This window comes from Oceanobacillus sp. J11TS1, from assembly GCF_018333215.1.
Classification (GTDB): Bacteria; Bacillota; Bacilli; order Bacillales; family Amphibacillaceae; genus Oceanobacillus.
Window position 1 is genome coordinate 136369 of record NZ_BORO01000004.1, and the last position, 26986, is coordinate 163354.

At 34.7% G+C, this 26986-nt stretch carries 32 protein-coding genes and 1 pseudogene; 7 read left to right on the forward strand and 26 right to left on the reverse strand.

The features are described from left to right. Window position 1 precedes the first annotated feature (1 nt). Genes KI343_RS05135 through KI343_RS05145 form a run of 3 tightly spaced genes read right to left on the reverse strand, consistent with a single transcriptional unit; the run spans window position 2 to window position 760 of the window. Window positions 2-244 carry a hypothetical protein gene (locus KI343_RS05135; protein WP_212925362.1) on the reverse strand — a complete coding sequence of 81 codons (243 nt, stop codon included), beginning with the start codon at window positions 242-244 and terminating at the stop codon, window positions 2-4. Between the two features lie 47 nt (window positions 245-291). Then, the gene (locus KI343_RS05140) at window positions 292-564 is read right to left on the reverse strand and encodes a hypothetical protein (protein WP_212925363.1); all 273 of its coding nucleotides are present in this window, start codon (window positions 562-564) and stop codon (window positions 292-294) included. A 4-nt stretch (window positions 565-568) separates the two neighbouring features. Further along, window positions 569-760 (reverse strand): helix-turn-helix domain-containing protein, encoded by a 192-nt coding sequence (locus tag KI343_RS05145; RefSeq protein WP_212925364.1) that lies wholly within the window; start codon window positions 758-760, stop codon window positions 569-571. Window positions 761-1138: 378 nt separating this feature from the next. Between KI343_RS05145 and KI343_RS05150 the strand changes: the two genes are divergently transcribed. The 3 genes from KI343_RS05150 (at window position 1139) to KI343_RS05160 (ending at window position 3245) form a co-directional block, all read left to right on the forward strand. Beyond that, window positions 1139-1561, forward strand: coding sequence for a helix-turn-helix domain-containing protein (locus tag KI343_RS05150; protein ID WP_212925365.1), 423 nt, complete (start codon window positions 1139-1141; stop codon window positions 1559-1561). Between the two features lie 10 nt (window positions 1562-1571). Beyond that, window positions 1572-1991 (forward strand): ImmA/IrrE family metallo-endopeptidase, encoded by a 420-nt coding sequence (locus KI343_RS05155; RefSeq protein ID WP_212925366.1) that lies wholly within the window; start codon window positions 1572-1574, stop codon window positions 1989-1991. 105 nt (window positions 1992-2096) lie between these two features. Next, window positions 2097-3245 carry a tyrosine-type recombinase/integrase gene (locus KI343_RS05160; RefSeq protein ID WP_212925367.1) on the forward strand — a complete coding sequence of 383 codons (1149 nt, stop codon included), beginning with the start codon at window positions 2097-2099 and terminating at the stop codon, window positions 3243-3245. Between the two features lie 785 nt (window positions 3246-4030). Here the strand turns inward: KI343_RS05160 and KI343_RS05165 are convergent. Both KI343_RS05165 and KI343_RS05170 read right to left on the reverse strand, forming a co-directional pair. Next, entirely contained in the window at window positions 4031-4714 is a 684-nt protein-coding gene (locus KI343_RS05165; RefSeq protein WP_212925368.1) for a metal-dependent hydrolase, read from the reverse strand. 242 nt (window positions 4715-4956) lie between these two features. Then, window positions 4957-5622, reverse strand: coding sequence for a PspA/IM30 family protein (locus tag KI343_RS05170; protein ID WP_212925369.1), 666 nt, complete (start codon window positions 5620-5622; stop codon window positions 4957-4959). 218 nt (window positions 5623-5840) lie between these two features. Here KI343_RS05170 and KI343_RS05175 point away from each other — a divergent pair, with 218 nt between their 5' ends. The 4 genes from KI343_RS05175 to KI343_RS05185 all read left to right on the forward strand — a co-directional run bounded on the left by KI343_RS05175 (window position 5841) and on the right by KI343_RS05185 (window position 8288). Continuing rightward, window positions 5841-6938: an aminopeptidase P family protein gene (locus tag KI343_RS05175; protein ID WP_212925370.1), complete on the forward strand. Its 1098-nt coding sequence runs from the start codon at window positions 5841-5843 to the stop codon at window positions 6936-6938. A 259-nt stretch (window positions 6939-7197) separates the two neighbouring features. Further along, window positions 7198-7626, forward strand: coding sequence for a universal stress protein (locus tag KI343_RS05180; protein ID WP_212925371.1), 429 nt, complete (start codon window positions 7198-7200; stop codon window positions 7624-7626). 130 nt (window positions 7627-7756) lie between these two features. After that, entirely contained in the window at window positions 7757-7948 is a 192-nt protein-coding gene (locus KI343_RS20450; RefSeq protein WP_306432540.1) for a GrpB family protein, read from the forward strand. After that, a complete protein-coding gene (locus tag KI343_RS05185; protein ID WP_306432541.1) occupies window positions 7938-8288 on the forward strand; it encodes a GrpB family protein in 351 nt (116 codons plus the stop codon). Before KI343_RS20450 ends, KI343_RS05185 begins: the two co-directional genes overlap by 11 nt. A 169-nt stretch (window positions 8289-8457) precedes the next feature. Here KI343_RS05185 and KI343_RS20015 read toward each other — a convergent pair. The 21 genes and pseudogenes from KI343_RS20015 to KI343_RS05285 all read right to left on the reverse strand — a co-directional run. After that, window positions 8458-8553: pseudogene (locus KI343_RS20015) on the reverse strand (hypothetical protein); the annotation flags it as partial. Between the two features lie 86 nt (window positions 8554-8639). After that, the gene (locus KI343_RS05190; protein WP_212925372.1) at window positions 8640-9236 is read right to left on the reverse strand and encodes a hypothetical protein; all 597 of its coding nucleotides are present in this window, start codon (window positions 9234-9236) and stop codon (window positions 8640-8642) included. A 15-nt stretch (window positions 9237-9251) separates the two neighbouring features. Further along, the gene (locus tag KI343_RS05195; protein WP_374705413.1) at window positions 9252-9572 is read right to left on the reverse strand and encodes a hypothetical protein; all 321 of its coding nucleotides are present in this window, start codon (window positions 9570-9572) and stop codon (window positions 9252-9254) included. A 572-nt stretch (window positions 9573-10144) separates the two neighbouring features. Further along, window positions 10145-11470 (reverse strand): phage portal protein, encoded by a 1326-nt coding sequence (locus tag KI343_RS05200; RefSeq protein ID WP_212925373.1) that lies wholly within the window; start codon window positions 11468-11470, stop codon window positions 10145-10147. Between the two features lie 102 nt (window positions 11471-11572). Next, window positions 11573-13156, reverse strand: a complete 1584-nt coding sequence (locus KI343_RS05205; protein ID WP_212925374.1) for a terminase large subunit — start codon at window positions 13154-13156, stop codon at window positions 11573-11575. A gap of 15 nt (window positions 13157-13171) precedes the next feature. Continuing rightward, window positions 13172-13564, reverse strand: coding sequence for a hypothetical protein (locus tag KI343_RS05210; RefSeq protein ID WP_212925375.1), 393 nt, complete (start codon window positions 13562-13564; stop codon window positions 13172-13174). Between the two features lie 62 nt (window positions 13565-13626). Beyond that, window positions 13627-15033: a hypothetical protein gene (locus tag KI343_RS05215; protein WP_212925376.1), complete on the reverse strand. Its 1407-nt coding sequence runs from the start codon at window positions 15031-15033 to the stop codon at window positions 13627-13629. Between the two features lie 247 nt (window positions 15034-15280). Beyond that, window positions 15281-15472: a hypothetical protein gene (locus KI343_RS05220; RefSeq protein WP_212925377.1), complete on the reverse strand. Its 192-nt coding sequence runs from the start codon at window positions 15470-15472 to the stop codon at window positions 15281-15283. 14 nt (window positions 15473-15486) lie between these two features. After that, complete coding sequence (locus KI343_RS05225) at window positions 15487-16293, reverse strand: hypothetical protein (protein ID WP_212925378.1); 807 nt, start codon at window positions 16291-16293, stop codon at window positions 15487-15489. A 188-nt stretch (window positions 16294-16481) separates the two neighbouring features. Beyond that, window positions 16482-16655, reverse strand: a complete 174-nt coding sequence (locus KI343_RS05230; RefSeq protein ID WP_212925379.1) for a helix-turn-helix domain-containing protein — start codon at window positions 16653-16655, stop codon at window positions 16482-16484. Between the two features lie 58 nt (window positions 16656-16713). Next, on the reverse strand, window positions 16714-17583 hold the full coding sequence (locus KI343_RS05235; RefSeq protein WP_212925380.1) for an SU10 major capsid protein: 870 nt from the start codon (window positions 17581-17583) through the stop codon (window positions 16714-16716). Window positions 17584-17788: 205 nt separating this feature from the next. Further along, window positions 17789-18214 carry a hypothetical protein gene (locus KI343_RS05240; protein WP_212925381.1) on the reverse strand — a complete coding sequence of 142 codons (426 nt, stop codon included), beginning with the start codon at window positions 18212-18214 and terminating at the stop codon, window positions 17789-17791. Window positions 18215-18225: 11 nt separating this feature from the next. Next, window positions 18226-18501 carry a hypothetical protein gene (locus KI343_RS05245; protein WP_212925382.1) on the reverse strand — a complete coding sequence of 92 codons (276 nt, stop codon included), beginning with the start codon at window positions 18499-18501 and terminating at the stop codon, window positions 18226-18228. Between the two features lie 283 nt (window positions 18502-18784). After that, a complete protein-coding gene (locus KI343_RS05250; protein WP_212925383.1) occupies window positions 18785-18973 on the reverse strand; it encodes a hypothetical protein in 189 nt (62 codons plus the stop codon). A 12-nt stretch (window positions 18974-18985) separates the two neighbouring features. After that, window positions 18986-19408 carry a hypothetical protein gene (locus KI343_RS05255; RefSeq protein ID WP_212925384.1) on the reverse strand — a complete coding sequence of 141 codons (423 nt, stop codon included), beginning with the start codon at window positions 19406-19408 and terminating at the stop codon, window positions 18986-18988. Then, complete coding sequence (locus KI343_RS05260; RefSeq protein WP_212925385.1) at window positions 19409-19651, reverse strand: BhlA/UviB family holin-like peptide; 243 nt, start codon at window positions 19649-19651, stop codon at window positions 19409-19411. It lies immediately after the preceding gene. A 358-nt stretch (window positions 19652-20009) separates the two neighbouring features. Next, window positions 20010-22520 (reverse strand): hypothetical protein, encoded by a 2511-nt coding sequence (locus tag KI343_RS05265; protein WP_212925386.1) that lies wholly within the window; start codon window positions 22518-22520, stop codon window positions 20010-20012. A 723-nt stretch (window positions 22521-23243) separates the two neighbouring features. After that, window positions 23244-23405, reverse strand: coding sequence for a hypothetical protein (locus KI343_RS05270; protein ID WP_212925387.1), 162 nt, complete (start codon window positions 23403-23405; stop codon window positions 23244-23246). Beyond that, window positions 23402-24421 (reverse strand): tyrosine-type recombinase/integrase, encoded by a 1020-nt coding sequence (locus KI343_RS05275; protein ID WP_212925388.1) that lies wholly within the window; start codon window positions 24419-24421, stop codon window positions 23402-23404. Before KI343_RS05275 ends, KI343_RS05270 begins: the two co-directional genes overlap by 4 nt. 139 nt (window positions 24422-24560) lie before the next feature. Further along, window positions 24561-25745: an acetate kinase gene (locus KI343_RS05280; RefSeq protein WP_212925389.1), complete on the reverse strand. Its 1185-nt coding sequence runs from the start codon at window positions 25743-25745 to the stop codon at window positions 24561-24563. A gap of 20 nt (window positions 25746-25765) precedes the next feature. Beyond that, on the reverse strand, window positions 25766-26758 hold the full coding sequence (locus KI343_RS05285) for a class I SAM-dependent methyltransferase (RefSeq protein WP_212925390.1): 993 nt from the start codon (window positions 26756-26758) through the stop codon (window positions 25766-25768). Window positions 26759-26986 lie beyond the last annotated feature (228 nt).

The following is a 26986-nucleotide window of genomic DNA, read 5'->3' on the forward strand; positions in this document are numbered from 1 at the left end:
ATCAGAACATGTGCCGCCTTATATCTTCGTTTATTGGCTTAACCGCATCAGCGTCTTTCTTTTTACGATTTAAGATAGAAAGATTTTCTAATGCTCCATTAATTTCTAATATGGCATTTCCTTGAAGTTCAAACTGTGCGGTATCTGCCATTTGGAATACTTTTTCTGTTGCGCTGAATAGCCGCTCGTATTCCTGCATGACTAATGCCAAATCAGTTGCTTTGTAGTTATCACTTAGTGGCATGATTCTCCTCTCCCCCATTTAAAACGTCTACCCACGTATTTTTTTGATTACCATTCGGACACAATGTCCACAATTGCTTTGAATGTTGGCTGTGCTATCCACCAACGCTTTCTGTTTTTACGAACCTCATGGACCCTTACTCTTGGATCGTGTAAGATTTCTGCTTCCAAATAACGAATGGACATGCAAGTTAATTCAGATAGCTTGTTAATATCTACTAAAAGTAATTGCTGGTGAATCTGTTTACTGATTTCTTGATCAATGTGTTGCCTTAAAGCTGCCTCATCAAGAGATATTTTTATTTCTCCTTTTGGAATCAAGAGATCACCTCGTTTCTATATTCAGAATTGCACAGATGTGTTCAAGATGTTTTTGTGCTTTTGGACCATCTTTCTTCCCTCGTAACACTTCGCCTAAGTACGCACTTGAAATTCCAAGTAATTCGGCAAGATCTTTCTGTTTAACGTTTTGTTTAAACATTTCCGACTTTATAATTGCTCTTACATCTAGCGGCATATCGCCCCCTCCTCTCGTTGACATTGACGTTGCAACCGTCCTGTTATGCTATAAGAATGAACAACTTATACCGTCATTGGCTCGGTATCACAGCGCACATATTAAACAAAAAGCTAACTAATTAGCTAAAAGGTATTGACCTTTTTATACGAATAGTTTAATATAAACTCATAGCTAAATAAGACTTTAAAAGCCTGTTAACACTCACTTTTTATCCGTTCCCAACGAAAAAATGTGTTTATATAGGTCGTGTTTTTTATTGCCTTTTAGCTAACTAATAAGCTTATGTCAGTAATATTAAACTATATGCATAAAATAGTCAACAATTTTTATGCTAATTATTTAATTTAATTTTATTGGCAGGTAAGGATGGTTGATATGACAACGTTTGAGAGGGTTAAAAAATTATGTGAAGAACAAAAAATATCCATTAATGATCTAGAAAAATCATTAGGTTATTCAAAAAACACTTTATATCGTTTGAAAACTCAAAAGCCTGGTGCAGATAAACTACAAGCAATAGCTGATTACTTTGACGTTAGTACTGACTATTTACTTGGACGCACAGAGAAGAAACGATACTTTGATTTAACTAAAAAAGATGAAAGAGATATACAAAAAGAACTTGAAGACATATTGAACGACTTTAATAATAGTGGTTTTGCGATGGCAGACGGAAGCACTCCAGATGAACTTGATCCAGAAGATAGAGAGTTGTTGATAGCTTCATTAGAACAGTCGTTAAGAATCGCTAAAAGAATCGCTAAACAAAAATTCACTCGTAAAGACTACCGTAATTAGGAGTGTTAATGTGGGGTTAATTGAGGAGAAAGTTACAAAGTTAATAAAAAAACATGGGACAAACAATCCTTTTGAAATAGCTAATCAAAAAGGTGTAATCGTTAGATATGTCCCTTTAGGAAACGTATTAGGTTTTCATGCTAGATATTTTAGAACATCGATTATTCACATAAATGAGGCGTTAAGTGAACAACAACAATTGTTTACCTGTGCCCATGAACTTGGGCACGCAATTTTTCATCCAGACGCCAATACGCCTTTTTTAAAGAAAAATACATATTATTCTACCGACAAAATTGAGGTAGAAGCTAATGAGTTCGCAGTAGAACTTCTGTTTAGCCAAGATACAAATAACTCTATAACGATTAAAGAAGCTACACAAGATTACGGTATACCCGAGCAGCTTCTCTACAAAAAATTTTACACTTAGAAAGAACATACATTCTCTATTTAAGGAGGTGATGCAAATTTTAGCCTGCATGATATTACGCCCCTGTGATACGTCTGCCCACGTAATGAAGGGATATAACAAATTATGGCTAAATTAAATAAATCAAAAAAAGATAAAGAAATATATTGGTACACAAATAAAAAAGGTGAAAAATTATGGATGTATCGCCATAAGTATAAAGATACTTTGGGAAATCGAAAGGAAAAGAAAAAGAGTAAATTTGAATCAGAGGATGCGGCTTTAAGAGCCCTTTTGAAAGTTAAGTCTGATTTGTTAGATGGGAATATAAAACAGGTAGAAAAAGACCAAATGACTGTCTCTCAATGGCTTGATATTTGGTATGAAACCTATCATGTTAATTGGAAGAAACCTACTCAAATACTTCATAAGGATATAAAAGATCGAATTATAAAACCTTTGTTGGGTAAATGCGTTCTTAAAGATTTGGATAAATCAACATATTTGCGCTTATACATTAATAAGCTGTCTGAAAAATATGCACCCAGCACTGTGAAAGCATATAACCGAATTTTTAAGATGGCTATAAATGCTGCTGTAGATGATGAAATTCTTCCACGGAATCGATTTACTAAGATATCCATCCAAGAGGACAGACTTAAAGATAACTTTTTCACTGCAGCCGAATTAAATAGGTTACTTGAAACCGCAAAAGATTTTTCGAATAAAACTACCTATATTTCCTTGTTGACTTTGGCTTACACCGGACTGCGTAAAGGTGAAGCTTTGGGATTGCAATGGAATGATATTGATTTTAAAAGGAAAACGATCACCGTGAATCGTACAAGAGATAGTGAAGGGGTAAGGTCTCCCAAGACTAAGAATAGTTACAGAACCATTCAGATTGATGATCTGGTAATTGCGCAATTGAAGAAATACAAAATATGGTGCAAAGAACGGAAATTAAAATACGGTTTACGACTAAATGATGATGATTTTGTTTTTATCTCGTATCAGAATGGAAATCCTGTATCGAGCACCACAATCAATTACGCTTTAAAAAAAGCTATAGAAACAGCCGGACTAAAAAAAATTACCGTCCACGGATTAAGGCATACGCATGCCACTATATTGCTCAATAAAGGAATACCATCTAAGGTTATTGCGGACAGGTTGGGCAACACACCACAAATGATAGATAAAGTGTATGGGCATGTGTTGAAAGAAACGGAAGACAAGGCTGTTCAGATCTTTGGAGAGAGTTTGGGGCTATAATTGGGGCTAAATCCAAAACAAAGCCCCTCATCCCCTTTGCTACGCAAGAGATTAAAGAGGCTTTATTATACAATTGATACAGCTGAAACTCAATGGTTGCGCAATTTCTTCTTAGTTATACCTTCCTGTTCCATAATTGGAGGGCGAGACATTTTTAATAGTGTAGCAAGGTTTGCGCCGATAAATAGGAATGCAAATAATAACCAGCACCCCCAAAAGAAGAATTCTAAAGAGCTAGTAGATTGCGGTATCATGGGCCAAGCGATATAGAGAAAAAAACAAGCTAGTAATAATCTTAATATAATATTTGTTCTCAAAGTCATATCCCCCTTTATTATAAGTCTATGAGAAATGATTATTTCTATGCACAGAACAAAGGCCAGAGTCCCTTCTTAAAAACACAGAGACCTGATTCCTTATTGTTCGGGGGACTTCTACATTCCTCAAACTAAGATAAAGTTATCATGCCGCTTCAGGGGATATACGAACGTTAGTGCGCTCAAAGCTAGAACCAGCTATTTTATGTAAATAGTTATTCCATGGAAATAATTCTATAATTTCGTAGACAATCAGAAAACCACAGTTATATTCTATAAGCTGTGGTTTTCTGATTAAATATATTCTGTTATATCCACGTCCAAAAAGCCAACGTTTTAATAGGACGAGTAATCGAGTCCCAGTCCCATCGAAAAAAACACGTTAACATAGAGATTGCTACATAATTATTGGAGGAGGAATTTTTGAACATCCTCCTTATATGAAGCAGGCATTTACATTCACCCATGCTATGATAAATCAATTGTTTCTCCAACCTGCATCACATGGGCGTTGCCAGCTTTCACTTTGGAAGCCCACTCTTCTGGATTCTGCTCAATTGGCGGAAATGTATTATAGTGAACCGGAACTACCTTTTTCGCACCTATCCAATCGGCCGCAATCAATGCATCGCTTGGTCCCATTGTAAAGTTGTCCCCGATTGGAATAAAAGCAACATCAGTGTCGTTTAATTCACCATACATTTTTAAATCGGAAAATAATGCAGTGTCTCCCAAGTGATAAATGGTTTTTCCATTCACTGTCAGGAGTATCCCGCCAGGCATCCCTCCGTAGATTACCTTTCCATCCTCTTCTGTATAGGAAGAGCCATGGAATGCTTGCGTAAATTGCACTTTACCAAAATCAAATTCACGGGATCCGCCAATGCTCATGGAATGTGTCTTTAACCCTTTCGATGCAAAATAATCAGCAAGCTCTGCAACTGCTACAACCAAAGCATCATTATTCTTAGCTATCTCCAAAGTATCTCCCACATGATCATTATGTCCATGTGTTAATAGAATAACATCAGCTTTTTCAGTACTTGCGTTTAAATCACACGCCTCATTTCCATTTATAAATGGATCAATAATAATTCGATGTGAACCTGTGTCTACTTTTACAACCGAATGTCCATGAAAAGATACTTTCACTAAAAATCGCTCCTTTTATTCGTTGGATTATTGTTTTATCGCAGTGTATCTGGCTTTAAGACTCCCACTTCAAGAAAAGAGTAAAAAATTATATTTCTAAGCGAGAGATCTAACAGCCAGTAACGGCCCGATTCGTTCAACTAACCTTCAGTGGCGGATGAAAGAACCCCCCCACTGAAGGAAGTTTCACTTTATACAATGCTCTTCCCGCTATCAACTGAAAGTATGCATCATTTCTTTAATTATTTATTTAATTTCTTTTTTAGCGCTGCCAATTCATCATCAACATCATTCGTTTCCAAGATTTTAAATTCATCATCCAGTGAACGCGCACTTTCATTCAGGTCTTCAGAAGTTTCTGCTTCTGCTTCATATTGAAGAACTTTTTCTTCCATTCGCTCAAACCCTTGACGAGATTGATCGTTGCCGATAGAGGACATTGTACGGTTCATTTTTGTCCGCGTTTTTGCTGATTCTGCACGTGCTTTTAAGGAATCTTTTTTCAATTTCATTTCTTGATATTCGCGCTTCATCTCAGATAATTTTTCTCTTAGGATTTTTACATCTTCATCCGCACGTTCCCAAGATGCTTGCAAAGATTCATAAGCTTTCTCTTGTTGTTTTTTGTCTTCTAATGCTTTACGTGCTAATTCATCATTATCCGCTTCAACTGCTTTTTCAGCTTGTTCTTGACGTTTCTCCACCATTGCTCTAGCATCATTTACCTTGCGTTTCAACATTTTTTCATTTGCCATTTGTTTGGCTACCGCTACTTCTACCTCTTCTATATCTTTGCCCATATCTCTCAAATATTGCTCTAACATTTTTACCGGATCTTCCGCCTTATCAATCATTGCATTTAACTCTGAGCTGACAATTGTTTTCAATCGACTAAAAAATTGAAACATACAAATCCTCCTTTTTGAATAAAAAATAATAATTTGTGGTTATTGTACAGTAAGAAATACGATTGAAATCGAAAAAGGTTTCGTTTTAATCGGATTTTTTCTTTCTATCTGCTATAATTTTTAATGAATATATGATTTTCATTAGAAAACTTGGCGCTTGCCAAGCTATTGAGTGGATATCTACAACTATGATTAATATAAATGAAAGGAAGAGAATAATGCTAGACAGAATTGATAATTTGTTAGCAGAACTAAAGAAACAGCAAGCAGACAGCTGTTTTATCAGTTCAACAGCAAACGTATACTATTTAAGCGGGTATTATACAGACCCACACGAAAGAATTATTGGAATTATACTTGTCGACCAACTTGATCCCATTTTCCTATTACCTAAAATGGAGGAAAAGGACGCAAGAGAAGCTGGCTGGAAACATTTAATTGTGGGCTATTATGATCACGAAAATCCTTGGCATTGTTTACAGGAATTTTTGAAAAAACAAGAAAAACAACCTGCTGTCATGGCTATAGAAAAAAATCATTTAACAATCCAACGTTATAATGAGCTACAAGAAACGTTTCCAAATGTTACTTATACCGACGCAACAGAAGCGATACAAAATTTACGCCTAATCAAAACTAAAAAAGAGCATGATTTATTAAGAACAGCAGCAGAACTTGCTGATTTCGGTGTTAAAACTGGCGTTGAAGCTTTAAAAGAAGGTGTAACCGAATTAGAGGTTGTTGCAACCCTAGAGCACGCCTTGAAAAAACAAGGAATACGTGAAATGTCTTTCCAAACGATGGTATTGTTCGGACCAAAAACGGCATCACCTCACGGGAATCCCGATAAAACAAAACTAGAAAAAAATAACCTTGTTCTATTTGACCTTGGTGTTATCTATGAAGGATATTGCTCTGATATCACCAGAACAGTTGCGTTTGGTAATATTACAGACCAACAAAAACACATTTATGATACTGTACTCGGAGCACAAGAAAGAGCAGTTGAAGCTAGCAAAGCAGGGACAGCAGTCGGGGAACTTGATAAAATTGCAAGAAATTATATAACAGAACAAGGGTATGGCGAATATTTCACACATCGTCTCGGACATGGCTTAGGAATTGAAACACATGAATATCCTTCCATGCACAGCGAAAACACATTACCAATTGAACCAGGAATGTGCTTTACTATTGAGCCGGGTATTTATGTACCAGAAGTTGGCGGAGTAAGAATTGAAGACATGTTATTCACAACCAATTATATGCCGATAGAACTTACGAAGTATCCAAAAACCCTGCAAATTATTTCTTAAGTTTGCTCAAAACCTAGTAAAAATGAATCGGTTTATCACGGAGAATCCACAATCTTATTAGATTGGAGATTCTCCGATTAAATGTTTGGGGACTTATGATTAGTCGCCTTTGTAAACGATATTGCATATGATAAACGGATTCATTTATTTTTTTGAATATTCCTGAAGTTTTGTTTCGATTTTTTATACAATTTACCACGATTTGTTTGTAACGCTTACAAAACGGGTATATAATAAAAGTAGGAAGGGGAGATGAATCATGGAATATAAAAATATTGTAGTTGCAGTGGATGGATCTAAAGCAGCTGAAAAAGCTTTTAGTCAATCTCTCGACATTGCAAAACGAAATAATTGCAGATTAATTCTTGCTCACGTGGTGGATTCTCGCACTTTTTCAACTGCTGAGGCGTATGATCGTTCCTTATCTGAAAGAGCAGAAACGTATGCTAAAGAATTATTAGATAATTATGTGGAGCAAGCCGAAGCAGCTGGATTAACCGATATTGTTCGCTGTATTGAATACGGCTCTCCTAAAGTCAAAATCGCAAAAGAAATAGCTGGTAACTTTGGTGCTGATTTAATTATTTGCGGCGCTACTGGTATGAATGCGGTGGAACGATTCTTAATTGGAAGCGTTTCAGAAAGTATTACAAGATATGCAAACTGTGATGTACTTGTTATTCGCTAACCTCGGAACGCACATCCTTTGGGAGCGCTCCTCTCAAAGGGTGGAATTACTGGTCAAGTTCTAAATAATTAATTCAAACACGGTTGCGTTTTTCGTTAAATCCTGAGGAACGAATGGAAAGGAACATAACATGAGAAAAATTGAAGGGCTGGCTTTCTCAAAAAGCTGGGAGTCGGATTTTCAAAAAGAGGCTTATTTAATTAAGAATAGCCTGAAAAACAAGAATAATATCATTCCTCTCATTCACATCGGCAGCACATCTGTCAAAGGTTTAAAAGCAAAACCAATTATTGATATGCTCCTTGTAGTAAATGATAATTAACCTTTTGGACCAAGAGCAGAAGCATATTGAAGCTATAGGATACGAATTTCTTGGCGAAAACGGACTCCCAGGAAGACGTTTTATGTGTAAAGGCGATGAGAACCGAACCCATCATATTCATGCCTATCCGTATGATAATATCCATGAAATTCAGAGACATATTTCCTTTAGAAATTATTTAAGAAATCACCCGGATATTGCAAAGGAATATGGAGAATTAAAGTCGCATTTGGCTCTATCCTTTCCTAATGATATTACACGTTATAGCAAGGGGAAAGACAGCTTTATAAAAAAAGTGGAAGCACGAAGTTTAAAAGAAGATTGGAGAAAGGAACAATAGCAGGTAGCGCTATATTTGTGGCGCATCCCGGCAATTCTTAACTGCAAAAAAGCCAACCTCCTCGCATGTATTTTTTACACACAGAAAGAGATTAGCTTTTTAATGGTTACTGCATAGCTGCCTTAAGTAATTTTCCTAACACATAAAGCAAAGACAATGTGTAACCCCATTATTTACTTAAACGCATTGTATCGCGTGCAATCATCACTTCTTCGTTGGTTGGAATGACCATTACTTTTACCGGAGAGTGTGGATAGTTAATAAACCTTAATATAATAGTATTTTTCCTATGTAATTAACTATAATATACAGAATTCGTGGTGGTTAGTCAAGGGATTTAATAGAATAGTTTCATCTACTAGATTGAATTTGTTCCATATTAAATATACGCAAACCATTTTGGAATAAATCTATATTATTTACTCGATAATAATTTTCTAATAGATAATGTTCTGAATTTAATTCTATTTGATTGGCATATTCGTCATCTGGCATGATAACTTTAACACGATCATCCGGTATATTAATTTTTCCACCAAGCTCTAAAAATGAAGATCCGTCTTGATAAGCTATACATGGTAAGTCCACTATTACTTCTTCTGGCTCTTCAATCCATATTGGATTCCCCAACGGATCATATTCTTCAAAATATCCATCTGTCATATACTTTAAATTAAATTCATTCTCCATCGGTCGTATTGTAGCTTTATATTTAAAACCACGTTTACTCTGAATATCGCTGATAATTAGATATTCGACACCTTCATATTTGATTACATCGCCACGTTTAATTTTAAAATTGCAGCTAATTGTTTTCTCATCAAAGTTAGGAAGTGAATCGGATTGTTTTTGGTGGGATATGATTGCCTTACGTTCCTTTGTTTCATTGTTTAAAAGAATTGGAACAGCAAATTCATCCATAAGAATATCAAATTCTTGATTTAACATTTGCTCACCCTTTCTTTAGTTTCTAAATAACCTAAAAGCGTTTGAGTTTAATTGCGATTGCTCATCCGTTTTAAGCTTTCTAATTTTATATTCGAGTTGGTCAATCCGATTTTGAATATTTGTAGCAAAATCTTGAACCGTCATATCGTCCATTTTGATATTTTTTAATGTGGATGGAGAGTTGGCGATTGATTCTAATGCCGATAACGAAGCTCTATATATATTACGCTTATTAGTTGGTGATTTGGGATTATATTCGTCGTGTGGTGGTAAATCATTCTCATCAAGATATACGATTAATTCTGATTGATCTAGTGGAATACCTTTCGTTTCCATTTGTAACCGTTGGATATTATTTATGATAAAAACCTCCTATTTTCTTATTTTTTCTGGGCGGGCAACATTTGATATGCTAGGGGACTATATTGGCAAGGGGGAGTGAATATTCGTGCATATATATACGTAGATTATTACGTAAAATATAGTTTTGACGTAATGATGTAACTATAAAACCTTGATATATCAACGTTTGTGATGACGATCATTTTATTCTATATACATTTTTTATACATTGCTGTTACATCAAGGTTTAAACCTATTTATTAGAATATTTAACAACTCCAAAATGTATAAAATCACTCATATTTATGTCCGTATAATTATAGTTATGTAGACAAACGCTAAAATACCAACGTTTCAGCATCATTTTAGGATCAAAACAGGTAAATTTTCAGATATTTTATTATAGGGACACCAATTACGGCACGCCCGGGAATTCCCAGTGTAACAGGAAGAGAAATTTTTAGCATACATTCCCCATCCATTTTTCCTATTATATCAGCATTTACCTGTAATGTTGACCCTTCTAAATCCAGTATATCATCCCACTAAAAATAATATCAATAGCATCAGTCACTTAGCTCATCTTTATTACCTTGTGTTATACTCTCCTTGGCTAATCGTTCTGTCTCGCTCACCTTATCAATAAATGAAACATTATCCAAGATAGTTTCAACACTGATTGCTCCAATATCTTTAAGCTTTTCAATAATCTCAACTAATTGTTTATCATCTTTCGGCATGTTCGGACTGAATACAAATTGCACTCGTTCATAATCATCGTCATTAAATGTGATCCCTTGCATTTCCAGTACATCCCTCATTTTCTGTATTCGAGTCTCAAAGCCATCTTGAAGATACTTACTATTCATATTAGCTTTGATTAACGACAAGTAAAATATAGATTCAATTGCTACGTCACCAACATTACTAATCGTACTACTTCCATTCAACAACACATTCGGCATTGAAGATATATCACCCAAAGCATTTTTCAATGTTCCATACAATTCTTTAAACGCGTTATGGTCGAATGGATTAGTAACATATTTAAAATCTCCATCATCATCCAAAGCAATTCCAAAACCATTGCCATGCTTAGGTAGATCTACATTAGTCAAAGTTCTGCCTACACTAACAGGCGTACCCATAATGTGACGATAGTAACCATCGACTGCCTTAGATAACAACGATTCCATACTGTCAATAATCTCTATGTAATCCAGCACCTCGCTGTATCCTCTGGTATTGTCATATTCGTTCTCGGTCTTATAATGTATAGGAAGTCCAGTATTGTTAGCACGCTGCTCAACTAACCGTATCTCTTCACCTTGCGAATCATTATATTTATAAACTAAATCCTCTGTAAACAGAACATAATAATCCGTGTAATCGCTATGATAATACTGAATAAATGCCAACATCTCGTTTGTCTCTGGATCATAAACAGGATAAGCTTCGGATGGATCGATAATATGACTATAAATATTATTATTTTTCACATATACATATTCGAAAGCTTCACCATAACGAATTAAATGAGAAAGTATTTTATAATCTGTTTTATGATATTTCCCTTTCCTGTAGACGCGATTTAATTCTTTGACAACATCCTCTGTTCCCGATAATTGAACAGGACTGCGCCCCAACAAGAAATTAATACTAAAATTGATAATTGTCTTGGCATAATTCAAAGTAATCCGTTCGACCTCTACTACTTCATTATTAAATGTTTCATTTGGCCTTTTGTGAATCTTATGTACGTTCTTTCCTAAATACTCTTTTATGTCTGTTATCTGATTCATATGTAGTTGCTGGCTAACATTGCCAACTTCACTCTTCACAAAATCTTCAAGTCCATCATATCTGCCACTAATATATTCATTTAAATCCATTTCATCATTCCTTTCATCGAAAATTGACGCTGAGAAACGCCCTGTGTTGCATTTACTTTTAACTTTGTGGGTAATGGTTCAACTAATTGCATTCTATGGCTCTTATACATACCACTTATTCTGATCTTTCGCCAAGTTTGCTAATGCAGCGCTTATTACCTTGTCATCGTGTAAATTTTCGCCTTGCTTATTTCCTAATTTATTATTAATATTTTGATAAATTTGCATCTGTTCCAGAGTCTCAACATCATTGATAAGGATACGCCCTAACTCAAAGTTTTCTTTAAATTTCTCCAAAAGCACCGGTTTATTATTTTGATTCGAAAGGAAGCCAAGTTGTGACCTACGACTACCCTTTTGTGTGAAGAGTTTTTCCTTATATAAATTGTAATATTGTTTCTCATCCTTCATTTTTTCGAGTACCACAACGCCCACATTGTTTCTTTCAATAGCTGTAAACGGTTGCCCGTACCACATCAGCAAGTCATAAAGGACATCTGTGAATTTATAAACTGGTAATTTGTTCGTACCAAAGCTAGCTACTTCTACGCCTTCTTCATCAATAATTGTGCATGTGGAGGCATCCCCATTACCGCTGCCATGCGCCACATCAACACCGGCATAAAAGTATTTTATTTTAGAATTATATTCATGAAAGATTTTCAATTCTTTTCCTATGTATTTACGCAAGCTTTCGGGAACATCTTGAAGCTCATTGAATGGAATATGTGGGATAACATAATTAATACGTTCTAATACTTTATTTTGGTCAAAGACCGATTTATTCGACGATATGAAGGACTCCATGTCATTGCTTGGATATTCCTGGAAAAAGGATTCTAGGGGAACGTCTTGCAGCTTGAAGTCTCTCCACATTAATTGCCTTAAATCTGCGCCCTCATTGTATAAACGTAACTCTTCACCCTCCAAATCTTTTTTAGCAAGGCGCTTTCCATACTTGGCTTTGTACCATTGTTCGGCCTCATCGTATTCGCCTTTTTTACTTTCCTTATAAAAGGGATGAAACCAAGGAACAAAGTAATTTTTATACTTGGAATTGCCGCGCTTAGAACGCTGGTAAAGAGTGTAATAATAATTACCAATACCGTTTGAAGTGGTTTCTATGGAAATTCTTCCCTTATCTATTAATGCCTGTTCGATAGATAATAATTGTTCCTCTTGATTGGAATAGAAACTAAACTCCGAAAGATGCGCCCATGATATACTCATACCTCGGCCAATGTCCTTATACCCAGCAACCGTACTCACAACACGACTTCCATTTGTTAGTAATAATTCATTTTTATTATCACGTTTTGTATCTGGGAACAGACCAGGATTTTTGTCTCTTGGAAGGTTGTCATTCATAAACTTTAATGTATTAAATAATGCCTTGGCACTATCTCCTTCATAAGAAACAATTAAAATTTGACTGTTTGGTTGTATACATGCTTCATAGATTGCCTTCGCCAGCATTAGAGTAGAAATTCCGGCTCTACGGGCTTTATTACAAATTATGTAACGATGATCTTCCATGAGTCCTGTAATTTCTTCTTGCGCCTTGTTAAGTTTCATAGGCACAATTTCATTTTGAGTATTTACGATGAATATGAAGTTCTTCGCAAACAATTCAAATGAATCCATTATCTTTTGCAATTTTTGTTTTCTTGTCATAGCTACTGCCATTTAGTCACCCCCATTCTACAACTCTAAATCGTCAATTTCTTCATCGTCATCTGTACCATTAAATATTTCATCAACAATTTTATTATTTTCTCTTATTTCTTTTCTAAGCTGCAGAAAAAGTTTAACGTCTTTGTCCTCGCCTTTATCCTTCGCACGATCTGAAATGAGATTATATATTTCTTCAAAGTCTTGGGTAGTTTTGTAATCCAAATATAATTGAAGCAAAGCTTTATACTCTGGCGTTTTCTCCCAATCATAAAAGCTATTCATTGTTTTAACGTCCGTATATTTCATTAATTCTTCTTCTGTTTTCTTCGGCATGCGCTGGTCATACCGTATATCAAACTTCCACTTGAAATATTCTGCCTTTTTCCAAAATACTTTTTTAAGAGCGTCTTTTAATATCATTAATTGGATTCTCCTTTTAAATTAATTTTAAAATAAAAAAAGTCCCAACAAGACGTTAGGACTTACAATGTAATTTTATATTTATTATCAAATTCACGCTTACGTTCCTGTAAAGTCAGATTTACTGGTTGCTCCATGCCCATTGAATCATGAAACAAGTCACCTTCCCAATCTTCATCGTAGAGTTTATTTGCATTGTAAGTACGAGCAATCTCTGTTCTGATTGATTCCATTTTCTTTTCAACAACATTTATATCGAAACGGCCATGAAAGTGAACAATTTCCTTTAATTTATAAAGTAATTCGTCCTTAGCATCATCGGAATAATGATAGAAATCCAAGTCTTCAGTCCGTCCAGTAACAAGTGCATCTATTGTAGTTGAAGTTAGTTCATTGTTAGAATCTATGAAGTAGAACCCATCGCCTAACTGTACTTTATTAAAACTATCCAAGTAAACTTCTTCATTGTCAAATGGATCTGTAGCGCCCGATTTCAAGCGCTCTACAAGGATTTTCCCATCCTTGATTTGATCCATTTTATCTTGTTCCTTTTGCTGCTCTTTTGCTTGTTTCTTCTTCTGTTCTCGATTAGAAATTTCTTCTTCTGCTGACTTTTTTAATTTTTCTTCAACATGTTTAAATTTATCATTTTTACTGAAAATAACTTTTCGTCTTTTATTACAATCAGCAACAAAATCTTGAGATATTGGATCATCTTTTTTCATTTGTTCAAGGTAAATGATGTAATCATCAACTGTTAAATCAATTCGTTCTTCTTTCAACCAATTGCCTGTATTAAATGGGTAATCACTATCAATTTGTAAAGACTCTTGAGGTTTATCTTGTTCTTTTTTCTTATCTTCAAAAGGTGTTAAACTGTATTTATATGTATCACGTTTCTTTTGGCCACTTCTAGCCATTTCATCCGTGTAATCACTGTAACTACGATAAATAAGCTCTTTTTCAATAGCTAGATTAATATACTTTTCGGCTGTTTTAGACGATACATCAAGGATACTTGCCCATCTACCATAAGATGACGCAAAGCCGCCTTTAACCTTCTTCCAGCTCGCCACAACAAAGTAAATATAAAATAAAGTTTTATCTGTTACATTGTCAAAGTCATCGAAATTAATTTGTTCATGGCCTTCGCCAAAAGTATAATTAAATGTAATCTTTAATAGTTGGCTGTTCTTAGTCAACTCACCTTCAATGTTAATTAAACCTTTTTCTTTCAGCGTAGATAAAGTTTGTTTGATAATTTTCTTGCTTTCTGTTGCTCGACTATGAAATGGAACACGAGAATACTGTTCAAGTACATCTACATTCACAATAGTTTCATCTTTAAAATTTACCAAACGTCTTAAAACTGAATACAGGTACAGCTCATCAATTGTTAGATGATACTTTCCACCCTCTTCACGAAACTCATTGTACAACATTACAAATTGACCATTACTTTTTTTCATTTTAGATTTTCTCCTTTTAAATTAATTTTAAAATAAAAAACAAACACACAAACCTATATGTGTAGTTTATATGTAATATAGTATATATGTATACATAGCAATTCTATGTTAGATTTAACACAATTTTACTAGATGGTAAAGAAAAAAGATGTAATTTTTAACATGTTTTTTTAAAAAAGATGTTAAATTTAACACGATTTTACCATAGTGTAATAAATTCATGTGATTTTTAACATCTTTTTTCTTATTAATTTTCTCTTTTATACTGATCCAAAACCACTTGTAAAGATGCTGATTTAGAATAAAGGGAAAATGTTCTTCCACTTTTTGGGTTGATTGCAATTGTTAAAGGAACAATCTTAGGATCACTTTTTTCATAAATGTAATCCGATAATTTTCGTGAATAACAATAGAATAAATCTTCATTGCGTACAGTCATAGCTTTATTCTCCTTCATTTTTCCATTGTAAACTTGTAAAGACTTCTACTAGTTAGAGCGAAACTGATTACTTTTTTATTCAGACTTCCTTTTTCATCACCTTTTATATACCGTCCAATACTTTTATATTCAGTTTGCAAGGTAAATGGCTGCGATGGTAATTTTAAATCCAATTCCAGGACTTCTGATAACTCTGATAAAGGTAATTCTGTTCGCAACTTACCGTTCTCATCCAATTCTATATGTTCATATAGCTTATATTTCTTGATTAAATCATAGTAATCCTGCTTTTTTGTTTCATTTAACAGGACAATCAGCTCATCAAATCCTAATAATTTTAAATATTTATTATGGACTTCTTTAAATCTCGAATCATAATGCCCCTTGAATCCCACGTCTATAGCTAATAGCGTCATCTTTCCGACTTTTGTAGAAGGTAAAGGCAAATTATAAAATGACCACATCTTAATTGCGCTCGACATGGAGTATTTCGTATAGTAGTTATCGCCACTTATTGCTAAAATTGAGTTGATATTCGCTGATTCTGGATTTACTTTGTTGTTCTTTTTTAATCTTGTGACATGATTATCCCAGCATTTGCCACTGGTAGTAGCTAAATCAATAGCTAGCCGTTCTAAATGATTATCCTTGTCCATGACATACTGATTGTTGAAATCATAGAAATAATTGATTTCATTTCCATTTATTTTCTTTTCAATCATATTGCCGACCAAGCTATCTATGTCATTAGATAACACTGTTGCATATTTTTTATTATCAAAGCACCATTCTGGAAATCTTTTCTTTAATTTTTCGTTCATACCATGTGAAATATTATCTTCACACGTCTTTCACCTCTCCTAAAATCCCCCCTTTAGAAGAAGTGTTAAGTTAAATTTTTCACACCTTCACCTCAACTTTCCGATTCATATTTATGATTTTTTTAGACCTCTAAAACCTTGATATATCAACGTTTATTTTCCGATAAAATACGTCTTTCATTTGAAAATTACATACTGTCTATATATTTTTTATATTGCTCAACCTTTTCTTTACCCATTTCACAATCCCCGGTCTCGTAACGCGAAATCAAGCTCTGTGAGCATGAAATAGCTTTGGCGATCTCTTTGTGGGTCAGTTTCTTCCTTCTCCTTTTTAACCAATATTCTTCTCTATCATTCATCTTGATTCTCCTTTTAAATTAAAGAAGGGATACCCAATAAAATGGATACCCCTTATTATTATTCTTTTTCTAAAGTAGCTACACCAACGCCTTTAGGTGATTTAACAACTAGTGTGCTTTCTGCAACTACTTGAAATTTATCACTATCACCAGATTTAGCCAACGGAGATAATACTGGCTCTCGAAGGTACGCAAGGTCTACATAATTATCATTGAAAAATACAACTTTATCAGAAGGTACGTGTTTGCTAAGAATAAAATTAATTTTCCCATAATTCGTATTTACACTCTCTGCCAACGCCCCGAAGTTAGTTGTCACGTGGTTGTAGTTATAGCGATCAACGTAGATAGAATCAATGGTTTCTTTAATGTCTGCGTTCACCAATGCATAAATAGTCCCTTCTGCAAGGTCTTGTTCCCACAATTTGCGCGCCATCTTCTTAACATCATCTTCTGTCACAGTACCAGTTGCAGTTACGGCATTTGTAGGATCTGCAAATTCGATTAAGCCGGACATTTTACGGACGCCAGTTGTTGAGCCATCATCTTTAAGGGAATTAATTAATGCTTTTTCCATGTTCACCTTCAACTCAAAAAGACGGTCTTCTAACTCCTTATTGAGTTGACCACCGTTCATAGCTTGAGCAGAACCACTAATAGCAACGGCTTTTTTAAAGATTTGAAGCACGTTGTTTAGCTCACGTCTAGAAGTGGTTTGAAATTCAGTAGTTTCTGCACCTTCTGCTGCGGTAATATCCTCATCATGAGATAAAGTTTTCTCTCTGAAAGTGTAGATAGTAGAGGTTGCTTTCTCTACACCTTTGGACATTAATAAAGATGTAAGAGGCGTTTGCTGTATGCCGATTTTCGTAACCTCTTGAGCTAGTGAAATTTGTTCGACTGGTGTAAAATTATCTGATTTAAACAATATAATCATCCTTTTTATAGTTTTATTTTTTTATACATTGAATATTTTTTACCTATCCCATTTCTAACTTATTTACTTTAAGAAATACTTCTGGTAATACCTTTGGTAATTACAGCTTGGTAATGAGGTGGGTAACCGTTACTTCCCTTATTGCGCGTGCATTTAACGCCCTTTTCTTCATTACCAGTTGAACTAACTTATTTACCTACTTAAATAACTTGCTTAACTTTACTCCGATCATTCCTTGAACGTCCCTAGCTTTAGAATATTTTTCATACTCACTCTCTTTTAAGTGCTCCTCTGGGACATAACCAGAATCCAATTTTACTTGCTTGACAATTTGTGTTAGTGAATCGACAACTGTATTCAATTCTTCTTCATTATCAACTTTGATAATGTCTTTAAATTGAGTCAATCCGTTTTTCTCTAATTGGAAGTCAACCTTTTGATTAAAGAAGTCTTGTTGCTGTTGTTTAAATTGTTTCTCTTCTTCTGATAGCTCTTTTGGCTTGTATTGGAGTAGGTTGTCGCGCTCTGCAACAATTGGATCCAGTTCGTTATTAATCCATTCTGTTTTAGCATCCTCGATTGCTTCATTTACTTGTTCTTGCGTGAAATTTTCTTCTGCCATTCAAATCTCTCCTAATTAAATTTTGTTGTGAACGAATCCCTTACAACAACAGGGAAGAAACTATATATTCCCTTAAATTCGAATATAATTTCCAGTTCGTCCGGGACTACATAATCATAAAAATAGAGACCTACGTCTTTGCGATTACTGTCATCAAGTGAAAACTGTTCAATTTGTTTTCGATTGCTATCGTAAATTGTTAAAGTTATATTTTTTGGATCAATAGCTTGTCCATCAAACCTTTTAAAATTGCAGATCAATCGAACTGTATCGCCTGTTAAAATCATTTGACCACCTCACAGTATGAAGGATTTTGTATAGAAGAATATGTAGATAAATTATGACTACTAAAAGCCACAGAATGGCTTTCTAATACCGTTATGGTTGCCCGAATAGGAATAGGCGTAATGTACGTTGAAACGTCTGTACTAGCTTGTATTGGCTCCACATGACTCGTTATGTCCCTTAAAATAAACAAAGGTTGTCTGAAAATATCAGTGACAACATTTGAGTTTAGTGCACCTACATGACTTGAAACTTCTCGAATCTCTTCTGAACCACTTAGGGGTGTCACAGTAACGTTTGAATTGATAGGCGATGAATACTCTCGCTACTTCTAAAAACGCCCACATGACGATCTGTGTTGCTCTCAATTGAAGAGACTCGCGACTCAACTTCTATTATTACGTGCTGTGGGAAATCTTTTTCATCAATGCTGGCATGAATAGGTTTTATAAATGAATTTACTGTTACATTCATTCGACCACCGCCTTATAGTTGCGGGACTTCGATATTATGTACAACTGTAATGCTGTCATTTTCATTAATCATTACAAATGGTGTGAACAATTCAATGCTTAACGGCTCTCCATCGCTCCGTACATCATAAATGGCTGACTTAGCGAATGTTTTAGGCGTGGAGATGTCAACACCCTTGATAATAATTTGAATCTGTAATGTGTTAGGTAGTTTTTTGATTATTTTAGTTTCGTAAATCGGGTAACCCATCGGATCGTATCCTTTTAAAACTTGCTCTTCTTTTTCAATCAATTCATGTACCCACTCAACTCGTGGATCGTCTGGTGACAATCTAATGATAGGATTACCATCTTCATCTTGCAGCTCTATATAATGCCATTGGTCGATGATGTACTGACGTAAACTTTCGTATGCTTTTTCTGTTATTTCTGCCATCTACTTATCCCCCTTCGCTTCAAATTTTGTTAATCTAGTGTCAATATGATCAACCTTTGTACTTACGTTTTCCATGCGCTGGCTTAATGTGTCGAGCGTGTCTGTTGTTTTATTTAAATGCTCCATTAAACGCTCTTCTCGTGCTTTTGAATCTTTCTGTTGGTTAAACAATAGCCACACAAATAATAAAGCAAATATGCCTTGCTGCAGCCAGTTTTCAATTGGGATTGCTGTTATATCCATCAGCGTTCCCCCTTTCCATAGTAAGATTATGCAAATTAATAATTATGAGTAAAAAAGAGGTAGTTTTAAACTACCATCAGAAAGTTGAGGTGAAAATATGAAATCTTAACCAAGGAGGGAAAAGGGTAATATAATTCTTGAAAGGTAAAAATTTACAGTTGAATTATATTGGAGGTAATTGAAAGAAACACTTTACAAATTTACGTGGGTATGATAAAATTAAATTTTATTCTCTCTTAGAGAACCTTTTTGTTTCGATAAAAATAGAAGGACAATATTATTCAAACTTTCGATAATATCGCCCCTCTGATTATAAATATATTTATTAATATTTATTAAAACGTTGATGCATCAAGCTTTAGCTCGCTTTAAGCTTTCCTCTTTTCGCCTTTTCAGCACAATCTGAACAATACTTTTTATTAGTTACTGATTTGATTCTTGCGTGGCAATGAGAACATTGGTTCGTGTTACCTACATTCTGTTTTAAATTATAGATAATCTCTTTCCCGAAACATTCCCATAACGTAGTTTTAAACTCGCTATTTTTATTTTCATATAGATATTTAATCAGAACATCAGCAACTTTATAAGAGTCTTTATTAATTGCCAGCAACTCATTTCTGATTGCTTGATAAACATACGGTTTACCTTGACTTTGTTCGCTATTCATTCGCCACGTTTTATTTCTATCTAATTCTGTGTATGCTGATACAATATTTTTATTGATACTGGCTTTCGGATTAGACATGAGCATTCTGTAATCAAATACACCGTTCACATCTTCTAATTTAATATTGTTCGTTGGAATTAACTCATTGATGCGATTAACTGTACTATTGTTGATTGGAGCTACATCTTTAATCTTTTTGTTTTTCGCATATTGGAAAAACCGAGGTACTTTGCCTTGAATTGATTCCTTAATGATCTTATCTACATGATCTGGACGTTTTGGCAACCACAAGTTTTTAGCATAGTCGATCATCAGATTATTTTCAAAAGTTAACCATTTCACCACATCAAGATTAGAATAATCACCATTCCAAAAACGTGTGATTTCATTTGATTTCTCACCTATCGAAACCTTATACGAATTGATAAGGTTATTGAATATGTTTTCATTTGTGATTTGTGATGTTTCAGCAGTCGGCTCTTCATAATAAATCGGAATGATGTTATCGTTAGTCATATTACGTTCAGCAATTTCTACAAATTTACTATTTGGCTCAAATACGTTAACCATGTCCCCATCGAAATCACACTGCAGCAATCGTGGAAGGAATGAATGATTAGAAATATAAATGGCATTTGTTGTAAACCATTCTGATTTAGCTTCATCAATCACATTCATTTTGATTCCATGTTCTCTTGATAAATGGGGACTGCGTGCGATTGAGACTTTCCCACTATCGTAAAGATTACAATAAACCTCATCTTCTTTTAGTAATGGCTTTAATTCACCAGTAAACAGCCATGAAACAAATTCATATAAATCGGGTAATATGTATGTATAGCGACTGGCAACTTTTAATTTGCCGGCTTTTGCTTGTTTAATCATGGATCTTCTCTTATTTTTAATAATTTCACGACTATATGTATCATTCAGCAATTCTGGATATATTTTTAAAGCTTGCTGCAAGGAGTTTAAGTGTTTTTTATCATCCGTAACCCCTAAACTTTCAAGCATTGTCTGTTGGTCATTCCCCATTAATTCAATAGCTTCGACCGTTTCGGCAACTATTTCCTCTAATTCACTACCAGAAACATCTGTTAAAGTTTGTATAAATTGATAGTTTAGCAATCCGTCATTAAATTCATCATCCTCAACATTCACAATACTAGCTTTACAGTCATATTTCTTGAATTTGGCTTTATAATCGTTCCAGTTGTTATAATATAAATGTGCTTTAAATTGCGATTTAGTCAGAATAATCTTGATATTATCATCTACAATATCATATGTATCACCGTAAATATCAGTAATCTTAGTGTTACCATACATTTTTGCTTGTTTAAGAAAGTCATAGCTTGCCAATAACCCTTTCTGCCAAGGTGCACGATACTGGAAGTTCTTTTCTGATAGCTCGGGTAAGATAAGCCCCACGCCATCATTAATTTCCATTGGAAGAGTCTTTTCAACATTAGGCGTGATTTCATATGTATCCTTATCAATGTAATCGACTTTGCCAGTAACCATCATTTCTAAATCATCAACGACAACCACTTGATCTATGTTAAAGTCAGTCCATTCCACACTAGCTGTGGCGTTCATGGCCAAGTACGATTGATATTTATTTGTAATCATACCATTTTTACGATTGATGTCAGTTTTATCTAAACCACAAGTCAAGGTGTCCTTGTGTTGCTGCCATTTGTCTTTACGGATCCACATTGACTTCTTTTCTCGAATTCCCCCAGCACTTGATGTGAAGTATTGATAATCTATGTGTTCGTCATTCTGTTTATCGTAATATGTAAAGCCGTTGTGTATTAAATCTTCTAATATAGCTTGGTGGTATGTACGGATAGTTATAACATCCATTGATGCTGCATTGATTTCCATTCCTAATGTACGGGTTAAATTGCTATCAAATAAGCTGATTAGATGAACGTCTTTGATGAATTCTTTTCTAAGTACACGTTTCCCTTCATGCTTATCAAATTCATTATGTAGTGCTTCATTTAATTCTTTCACACGTTCGTTTGTAGCTAGTTTTAATTTCTTGTCCCTTTCATCCTTCAATTGCTTTACCAATTCTTTTTCTTCTGATTTAGCTTTATGTATAGCAACCTCCCGATCACTAAATAAAGCATTCGTCGGAATACTATAAATGTAAACTTGATTCTGTAAATTTTTTACCTCTTTTTTCATTGAATTATCTCCTTTTAAATTATCTCTTATTATTATAAACAGAAATACCAAAATAAACAGGTTGTTTTTTTAGTAACTTTTCTTATTTTTTTCTTGGGATATACTTTCTATCTATGTTTGGGTTTTGGCGTAAATATTTTATAAGATTTTTTAGCTTTTTTGGGATGTTACACTTGATTTGATTTGAGCTGTCTGGCAACATCGGTTGAGGAAATGGAAAACGGCTAGGCGAAAGGTTGTTGCCTACATTCAAAGATAAAAAAATCAATGAACATAGACAAGCAACATCGTATATCGGATTATGGTTTCCGTATAGTATGACCCTATTTTGTCGGGGAATATTCTTCCCAATGAATCTACTGTTTCAGATAGCCCTGACAGTGGTATGTGATTCATTTTGCGAGTATATCTACTCCTATCCTTCCTTCCTATGCCTAACCGTTTGTGGTCGTTAGCACCATTCAGCGACATACAAAAATAGGGAATTGTATATTTGTCACCTATCCCCATTTTAAGCGATGGCTGGGTCATTACCTGTCAAGGTTAGATTATAGACGTATTAGTTGGCTTGTCCACGTCTGGAATACCCTAAAAAAGACAATACTTAATAAACCTTGCACATATCAATTTTTTTGATATAATGAGGATAGGGTAATTCCATATTCAGTTATGGGATTGTATAGTTTTAAACAAGGCAGGGTACGCCAATACCCTGTTATTTTTTTATTTTAAAATAACTTTAGGATTACTTAGTTGATATGCTAATTTCTGTATCTTTTCGTCGTTGTTAACTATCCAATATTTATTCAATACATTGAGAATCTCTGACGCTTCAATAAAACTAGCTTCAATTTTTATATTTTCACCATCATTAGTAACCTTCATTTTCTCGATTCTCCCCTTTTTGTCCTTGTCTTAGCTTTCTTTTTGAGCATATTGATTGGTGTAAACTGTTTATGTTGTGCTTTGACGGTATCATCTAATACATGAGCATACCGAGCTGTTGTTGAACTATCGGCATGATCTAATATCTGCTGCAACACTCTGATTGAGCCATTTTGTTCAAGAAACATCTTACTTGCCGTATGTCTAAATAGGTGGGGATGAACACGTTTTTTAATTCCCGAACGTTCTACAATCTCTCTCAAATGTTTTCTGAATGTGTCGGGTCTTAAACGAGTTCCAAAAACCGATAAAAACAGATACTCACTTTCAAAGTCTTCTGTTTCATCAAGCAATTCTTCAATTAGTTTCATCGATTGATTTGTTAAAGGGATTGTTCTGACACGCCTATTTTTAGTACGTTGAAAAGTGATCGATTTATGCTGAAAATCAATATCCGTTTTTTTCACGCTTAGAACTTCATCAACTCTGCCAAAAGAATCTAACATCACGAAGCAAGCTACATAATCACGGAATTCTGTATAAATCCCTTTATCCATTGATTTGAAGAGTTTATTTAATTCATTGACGGTTAAAGTGTCAACCTTCTTCTGCCTTTCTTTAATCTTAGGAATGCTTGAAAAGATATTAGTTGTGATCCCCTCTTGCTCAAGTATTTTAAAAGACGTTTTCCCATAAGTTAAATAAGTGTTTGCACTCACTGGTGATATACCTTTTTTAGTTGGGTCATAGCGTATTGATTTTAGAAATGGCGTTTTCTCATAAAGTTGCCAGTGCATGAAATCTCGCGCATCATCTGCTGTTAAATCAGCAACATTCATCTTTTCATCGAAAAACCTGTCCATGTCATTCCAAAACTTTTCATAACCATGAATTGTATTTTTAGACAATCCTTCTAATTCTTTAATTTTAATTACGAAATTACGCGCATCATCAATCGAGTATGTTCTTTTTATTTTCTTATAGCTTTTCGTCTTTCTATCTTGTGGCCTTGGCATAAAAAAATAGACCTCCCTCCATGTAGTTTTTACATAGAAAAAAGATCTATTTTAGTAGTGGTTACAACCAAGACAAAATTAATTTAAATCATATTGTCTGAATATTAAAATCAACCACAAACGTTGTCATATCAAGGTTTCAGCGACTTAAACGCATTGTATCGCGTGCAATCATCACTTCTTCGTTGGTTGGAATGACCATTACTTTTACCGGAGAGTGTGGATAGTTAATAAATTGTTCTTTGCCGCGAACTTCATTTAATTTCGGATCCCAATAAATTCCCATGAATTCTAAACCAGTAAGAACTTTTTCACGTGTGATTATGCTGTTTTCTCCTACACCAGCAGTGAAAATAATCGCATCGACGCCATTCATCTTCGCAGCGTAAGAACCGATATATTTGTGAATTCTTCCTGCAAATACGTCTAATGCAAGTTCAGCACGAGGATTTGTATCTGCTTCATCTTGGATATCACGTAGATCACTGGAGAATCCGGATAATGCCAACATGCCGCTTTCTTTATTTAGTACATGTAATACTTCATCCACTGTTTTACCAGTACGCTGCATAATATAAGGAATCAATGCAGGGTCAATATTCCCGGACCTTGTTCCCATTGTAACCCCGGCAAGCGGTGTGAAGCCCATAGAAGTATCAATTGATTTACCATCTTTAATTGCTGTAACACTAGCTCCATTACCAATATGGCAAGAAATTAAGCGAAGACTTTCTAACGGTCTGCCTAACAGTTCTGCCGCCCGTTCGGAAACATATTTATGAGAAGTTCCGTGGAAACCATATTTACGAATGCCATAATCTTCATAGTAATTTCTTGGCAAGCTGTATAAATAAGATGATTCTGGCATAGATTGATGGAAAGCAGTATCAAAGACAGCTACCATTGGTACATGAGGAAGGATTTCTTTAAATGCACGTATTCCTGTTAAGTTAGCAGGGTTATGCAAAGGAGCTAACTCAGATATTTCCTCAATTTTTTGGATAACATCCTCATCTAATAAAACAGAATCAGAGAAAGTTTCTCCACCATGAACAACACGGTGTCCGACTGCATCAATTTCATCAAAGGATTTAATAACGCCTGTAGAAATTAACGTATCTAATAGCATTTTAACCGCAACACTATGATCCGGTATATCCGTTACCGTCTTGTCTTTTTGTCCGTTTGCTTCTATTTGAAAAATAGAATCCGACAATCCGATTCTTTCTACCAGCCCAATTGCAGCTACTTTTTCTTCTGGCATTGAAATAAGCTGAAATTTTAAAGATGAACTTCCAGCATTAATTGCTAATACATTACTCATGTTATTCCACTCCTATATTCTCATTTAATCCTATTTGGATAAGATGTAAACCATTGATTCATTTGTTCCACGATATCTGCCATTGCACGAGCATTTTTAAATGAAGGTAATTGTACAAGCAACGGTTGTTTCGGTTCTTTTGTACCTTTCCCTTTTTTCTGCAAGATTAATACACTTTTCGCCTGATTTTTTGATTTGAAAGAGGTTTCTGGTAATCGGATCACACCAACAATATGCGCTTTTTCATGTAGAAACGCATGTAATTTATCCGATTGATCACTTTCAAACAAAAATTCCGGAATAACTCCTACAAAGAATCCACTATCTTTTAAATACTTCAAGCTTTGCTCTATAAATAAATGGTGTGAATAAGAATGTCCCTCATCTGACTTCAGCTGATATTCACCAGCTGTCACATCATCCGGATAATAGCCTACAGGAAGATCTGTGACAACCATATCTACAGGCTCTATTAGAAAAGGTCTTAAACTATCTTGATGATAGAAACTAACTTCTCTTCTCTGCAAATTCGCATTTAATACAGCTATTTCAATTAAAGTTTGATCCACTTCTGAAGCATACGCTTTGACGGGATTTTCCATTTGATTTAACACAGCCGTAAGCAAGTTTGCTGTTCCACTAGCAGGGTCAAAAATGGTTACTTGTCCCTTTTTATCAATTAATTTGTTCACCAGATAACTGATCAAAAGGCTAACCGTATCAGGTGTCATTAAATGCTGCGGTTGTGCTGCACCCTTCATCCCTTTAAGAATAGAAAGACCAATAGCTTTTCGATAAGTTTCTGCGTCAAATTCTACTTCATTAAAAGTTTGAACGAGTTTTGTAATTTTACGTTTTGTAATATCATCCAATTCATCCCGAGCTTCATCAGACAAGAGGATATCTAATGATAAAATCAAACTTTCTAGGTAGATTTCTTCTTTTGCACTCTGTATAATTTCAGTTACTTCATCAATACATTTAAATAATTTCTCGACATTCGATTGCTCCATGGCATGTCCTCCTATCCAAGCTGACAACTTTCTATTTTAACAATTCTTTTGTCATATGTAAAAGATATTCCATTATTTCCATATAAAATATTTGCTACCACGCAAAAAGGATGTTACTTATGTAAATTTTGTATAATAGAAAAGTTCCGTATATTCTGGCATAGGGGGTGTCAGCGAGCAGGGAATCCTCTTCCATAGGCTTGCACTTCCCATGGAATCGGCTACTTT

Excerpts from the sequence above, each read along its gene's own strand:
- KI343_RS05135 (WP_212925362.1), bottom strand. The coding sequence starts at position 244 with ATGCCACTAAGTGATAACTACAAAGCAACTGATTTGGCATTAGTCATG.
- KI343_RS05145 (WP_212925364.1), bottom strand. The coding sequence starts at position 760 with ATGCCGCTAGATGTAAGAGCAATTATAAAGTCGGAAATGTTTAAACAA.
- KI343_RS05150 (WP_212925365.1), top strand. The coding sequence starts at position 1,139 with ATGACAACGTTTGAGAGGGTTAAAAAATTATGTGAAGAACAAAAAATA.
- KI343_RS05160 (WP_212925367.1), top strand. The coding sequence starts at position 2,097 with ATGGCTAAATTAAATAAATCAAAAAAAGATAAAGAAATATATTGGTAC.
- KI343_RS05170 (WP_212925369.1), bottom strand. The coding sequence starts at position 5,622 with ATGTTTCAATTTTTTAGTCGATTGAAAACAATTGTCAGCTCAGAGTTA.
- KI343_RS05175 (WP_212925370.1), top strand. The coding sequence starts at position 5,841 with ATGCTAGACAGAATTGATAATTTGTTAGCAGAACTAAAGAAACAGCAA.
- KI343_RS05180 (WP_212925371.1), top strand. The coding sequence starts at position 7,198 with ATGGAATATAAAAATATTGTAGTTGCAGTGGATGGATCTAAAGCAGCT.
- KI343_RS20450 (WP_306432540.1), top strand. The coding sequence starts at position 7,757 with ATGAGAAAAATTGAAGGGCTGGCTTTCTCAAAAAGCTGGGAGTCGGAT.
- KI343_RS05185 (WP_306432541.1), top strand. The coding sequence starts at position 7,938 with ATGATAATTAACCTTTTGGACCAAGAGCAGAAGCATATTGAAGCTATA.
- KI343_RS05190 (WP_212925372.1), bottom strand. The coding sequence starts at position 9,236 with ATGTTAAATCAAGAATTTGATATTCTTATGGATGAATTTGCTGTTCCA.
- KI343_RS05195 (WP_374705413.1), bottom strand. The coding sequence starts at position 9,572 with ATGGAAACGAAAGGTATTCCACTAGATCAATCAGAATTAATCGTATAT.
- KI343_RS05200 (WP_212925373.1), bottom strand. The coding sequence starts at position 11,470 with ATGGATTTAAATGAATATATTAGTGGCAGATATGATGGACTTGAAGAT.
- KI343_RS05205 (WP_212925374.1), bottom strand. The coding sequence starts at position 13,156 with ATGGCAGTAGCTATGACAAGAAAACAAAAATTGCAAAAGATAATGGAT.
- KI343_RS05210 (WP_212925375.1), bottom strand. The coding sequence starts at position 13,564 with ATGATATTAAAAGACGCTCTTAAAAAAGTATTTTGGAAAAAGGCAGAA.
- KI343_RS05215 (WP_212925376.1), bottom strand. The coding sequence starts at position 15,033 with ATGAAAAAAAGTAATGGTCAATTTGTAATGTTGTACAATGAGTTTCGT.
- KI343_RS05220 (WP_212925377.1), bottom strand. The coding sequence starts at position 15,472 with ATGACTGTACGCAATGAAGATTTATTCTATTGTTATTCACGAAAATTA.
- KI343_RS05225 (WP_212925378.1), bottom strand. The coding sequence starts at position 16,293 with ATGAACGAAAAATTAAAGAAAAGATTTCCAGAATGGTGCTTTGATAAT.
- KI343_RS05230 (WP_212925379.1), bottom strand. The coding sequence starts at position 16,655 with ATGAATGATAGAGAAGAATATTGGTTAAAAAGGAGAAGGAAGAAACTG.
- KI343_RS05240 (WP_212925381.1), bottom strand. The coding sequence starts at position 18,214 with ATGGCAGAAGAAAATTTCACGCAAGAACAAGTAAATGAAGCAATCGAG.
- KI343_RS05245 (WP_212925382.1), bottom strand. The coding sequence starts at position 18,501 with ATGATTTTAACAGGCGATACAGTTCGATTGATCTGCAATTTTAAAAGG.
- KI343_RS05250 (WP_212925383.1), bottom strand. The coding sequence starts at position 18,973 with ATGAATGTAACAGTAAATTCATTTATAAAACCTATTCATGCCAGCATT.
- KI343_RS05255 (WP_212925384.1), bottom strand. The coding sequence starts at position 19,408 with ATGGCAGAAATAACAGAAAAAGCATACGAAAGTTTACGTCAGTACATC.
- KI343_RS05260 (WP_212925385.1), bottom strand. The coding sequence starts at position 19,651 with ATGGATATAACAGCAATCCCAATTGAAAACTGGCTGCAGCAAGGCATA.
- KI343_RS05265 (WP_212925386.1), bottom strand. The coding sequence starts at position 22,520 with ATGAAAAAAGAGGTAAAAAATTTACAGAATCAAGTTTACATTTATAGT.
- KI343_RS05270 (WP_212925387.1), bottom strand. The coding sequence starts at position 23,405 with ATGAAGGTTACTAATGATGGTGAAAATATAAAAATTGAAGCTAGTTTT.
- KI343_RS05275 (WP_212925388.1), bottom strand. The coding sequence starts at position 24,421 with ATGCCAAGGCCACAAGATAGAAAGACGAAAAGCTATAAGAAAATAAAA.
- KI343_RS05280 (WP_212925389.1), bottom strand. The coding sequence starts at position 25,745 with ATGAGTAATGTATTAGCAATTAATGCTGGAAGTTCATCTTTAAAATTT.
- KI343_RS05285 (WP_212925390.1), bottom strand. The coding sequence starts at position 26,758 with ATGGAGCAATCGAATGTCGAGAAATTATTTAAATGTATTGATGAAGTA.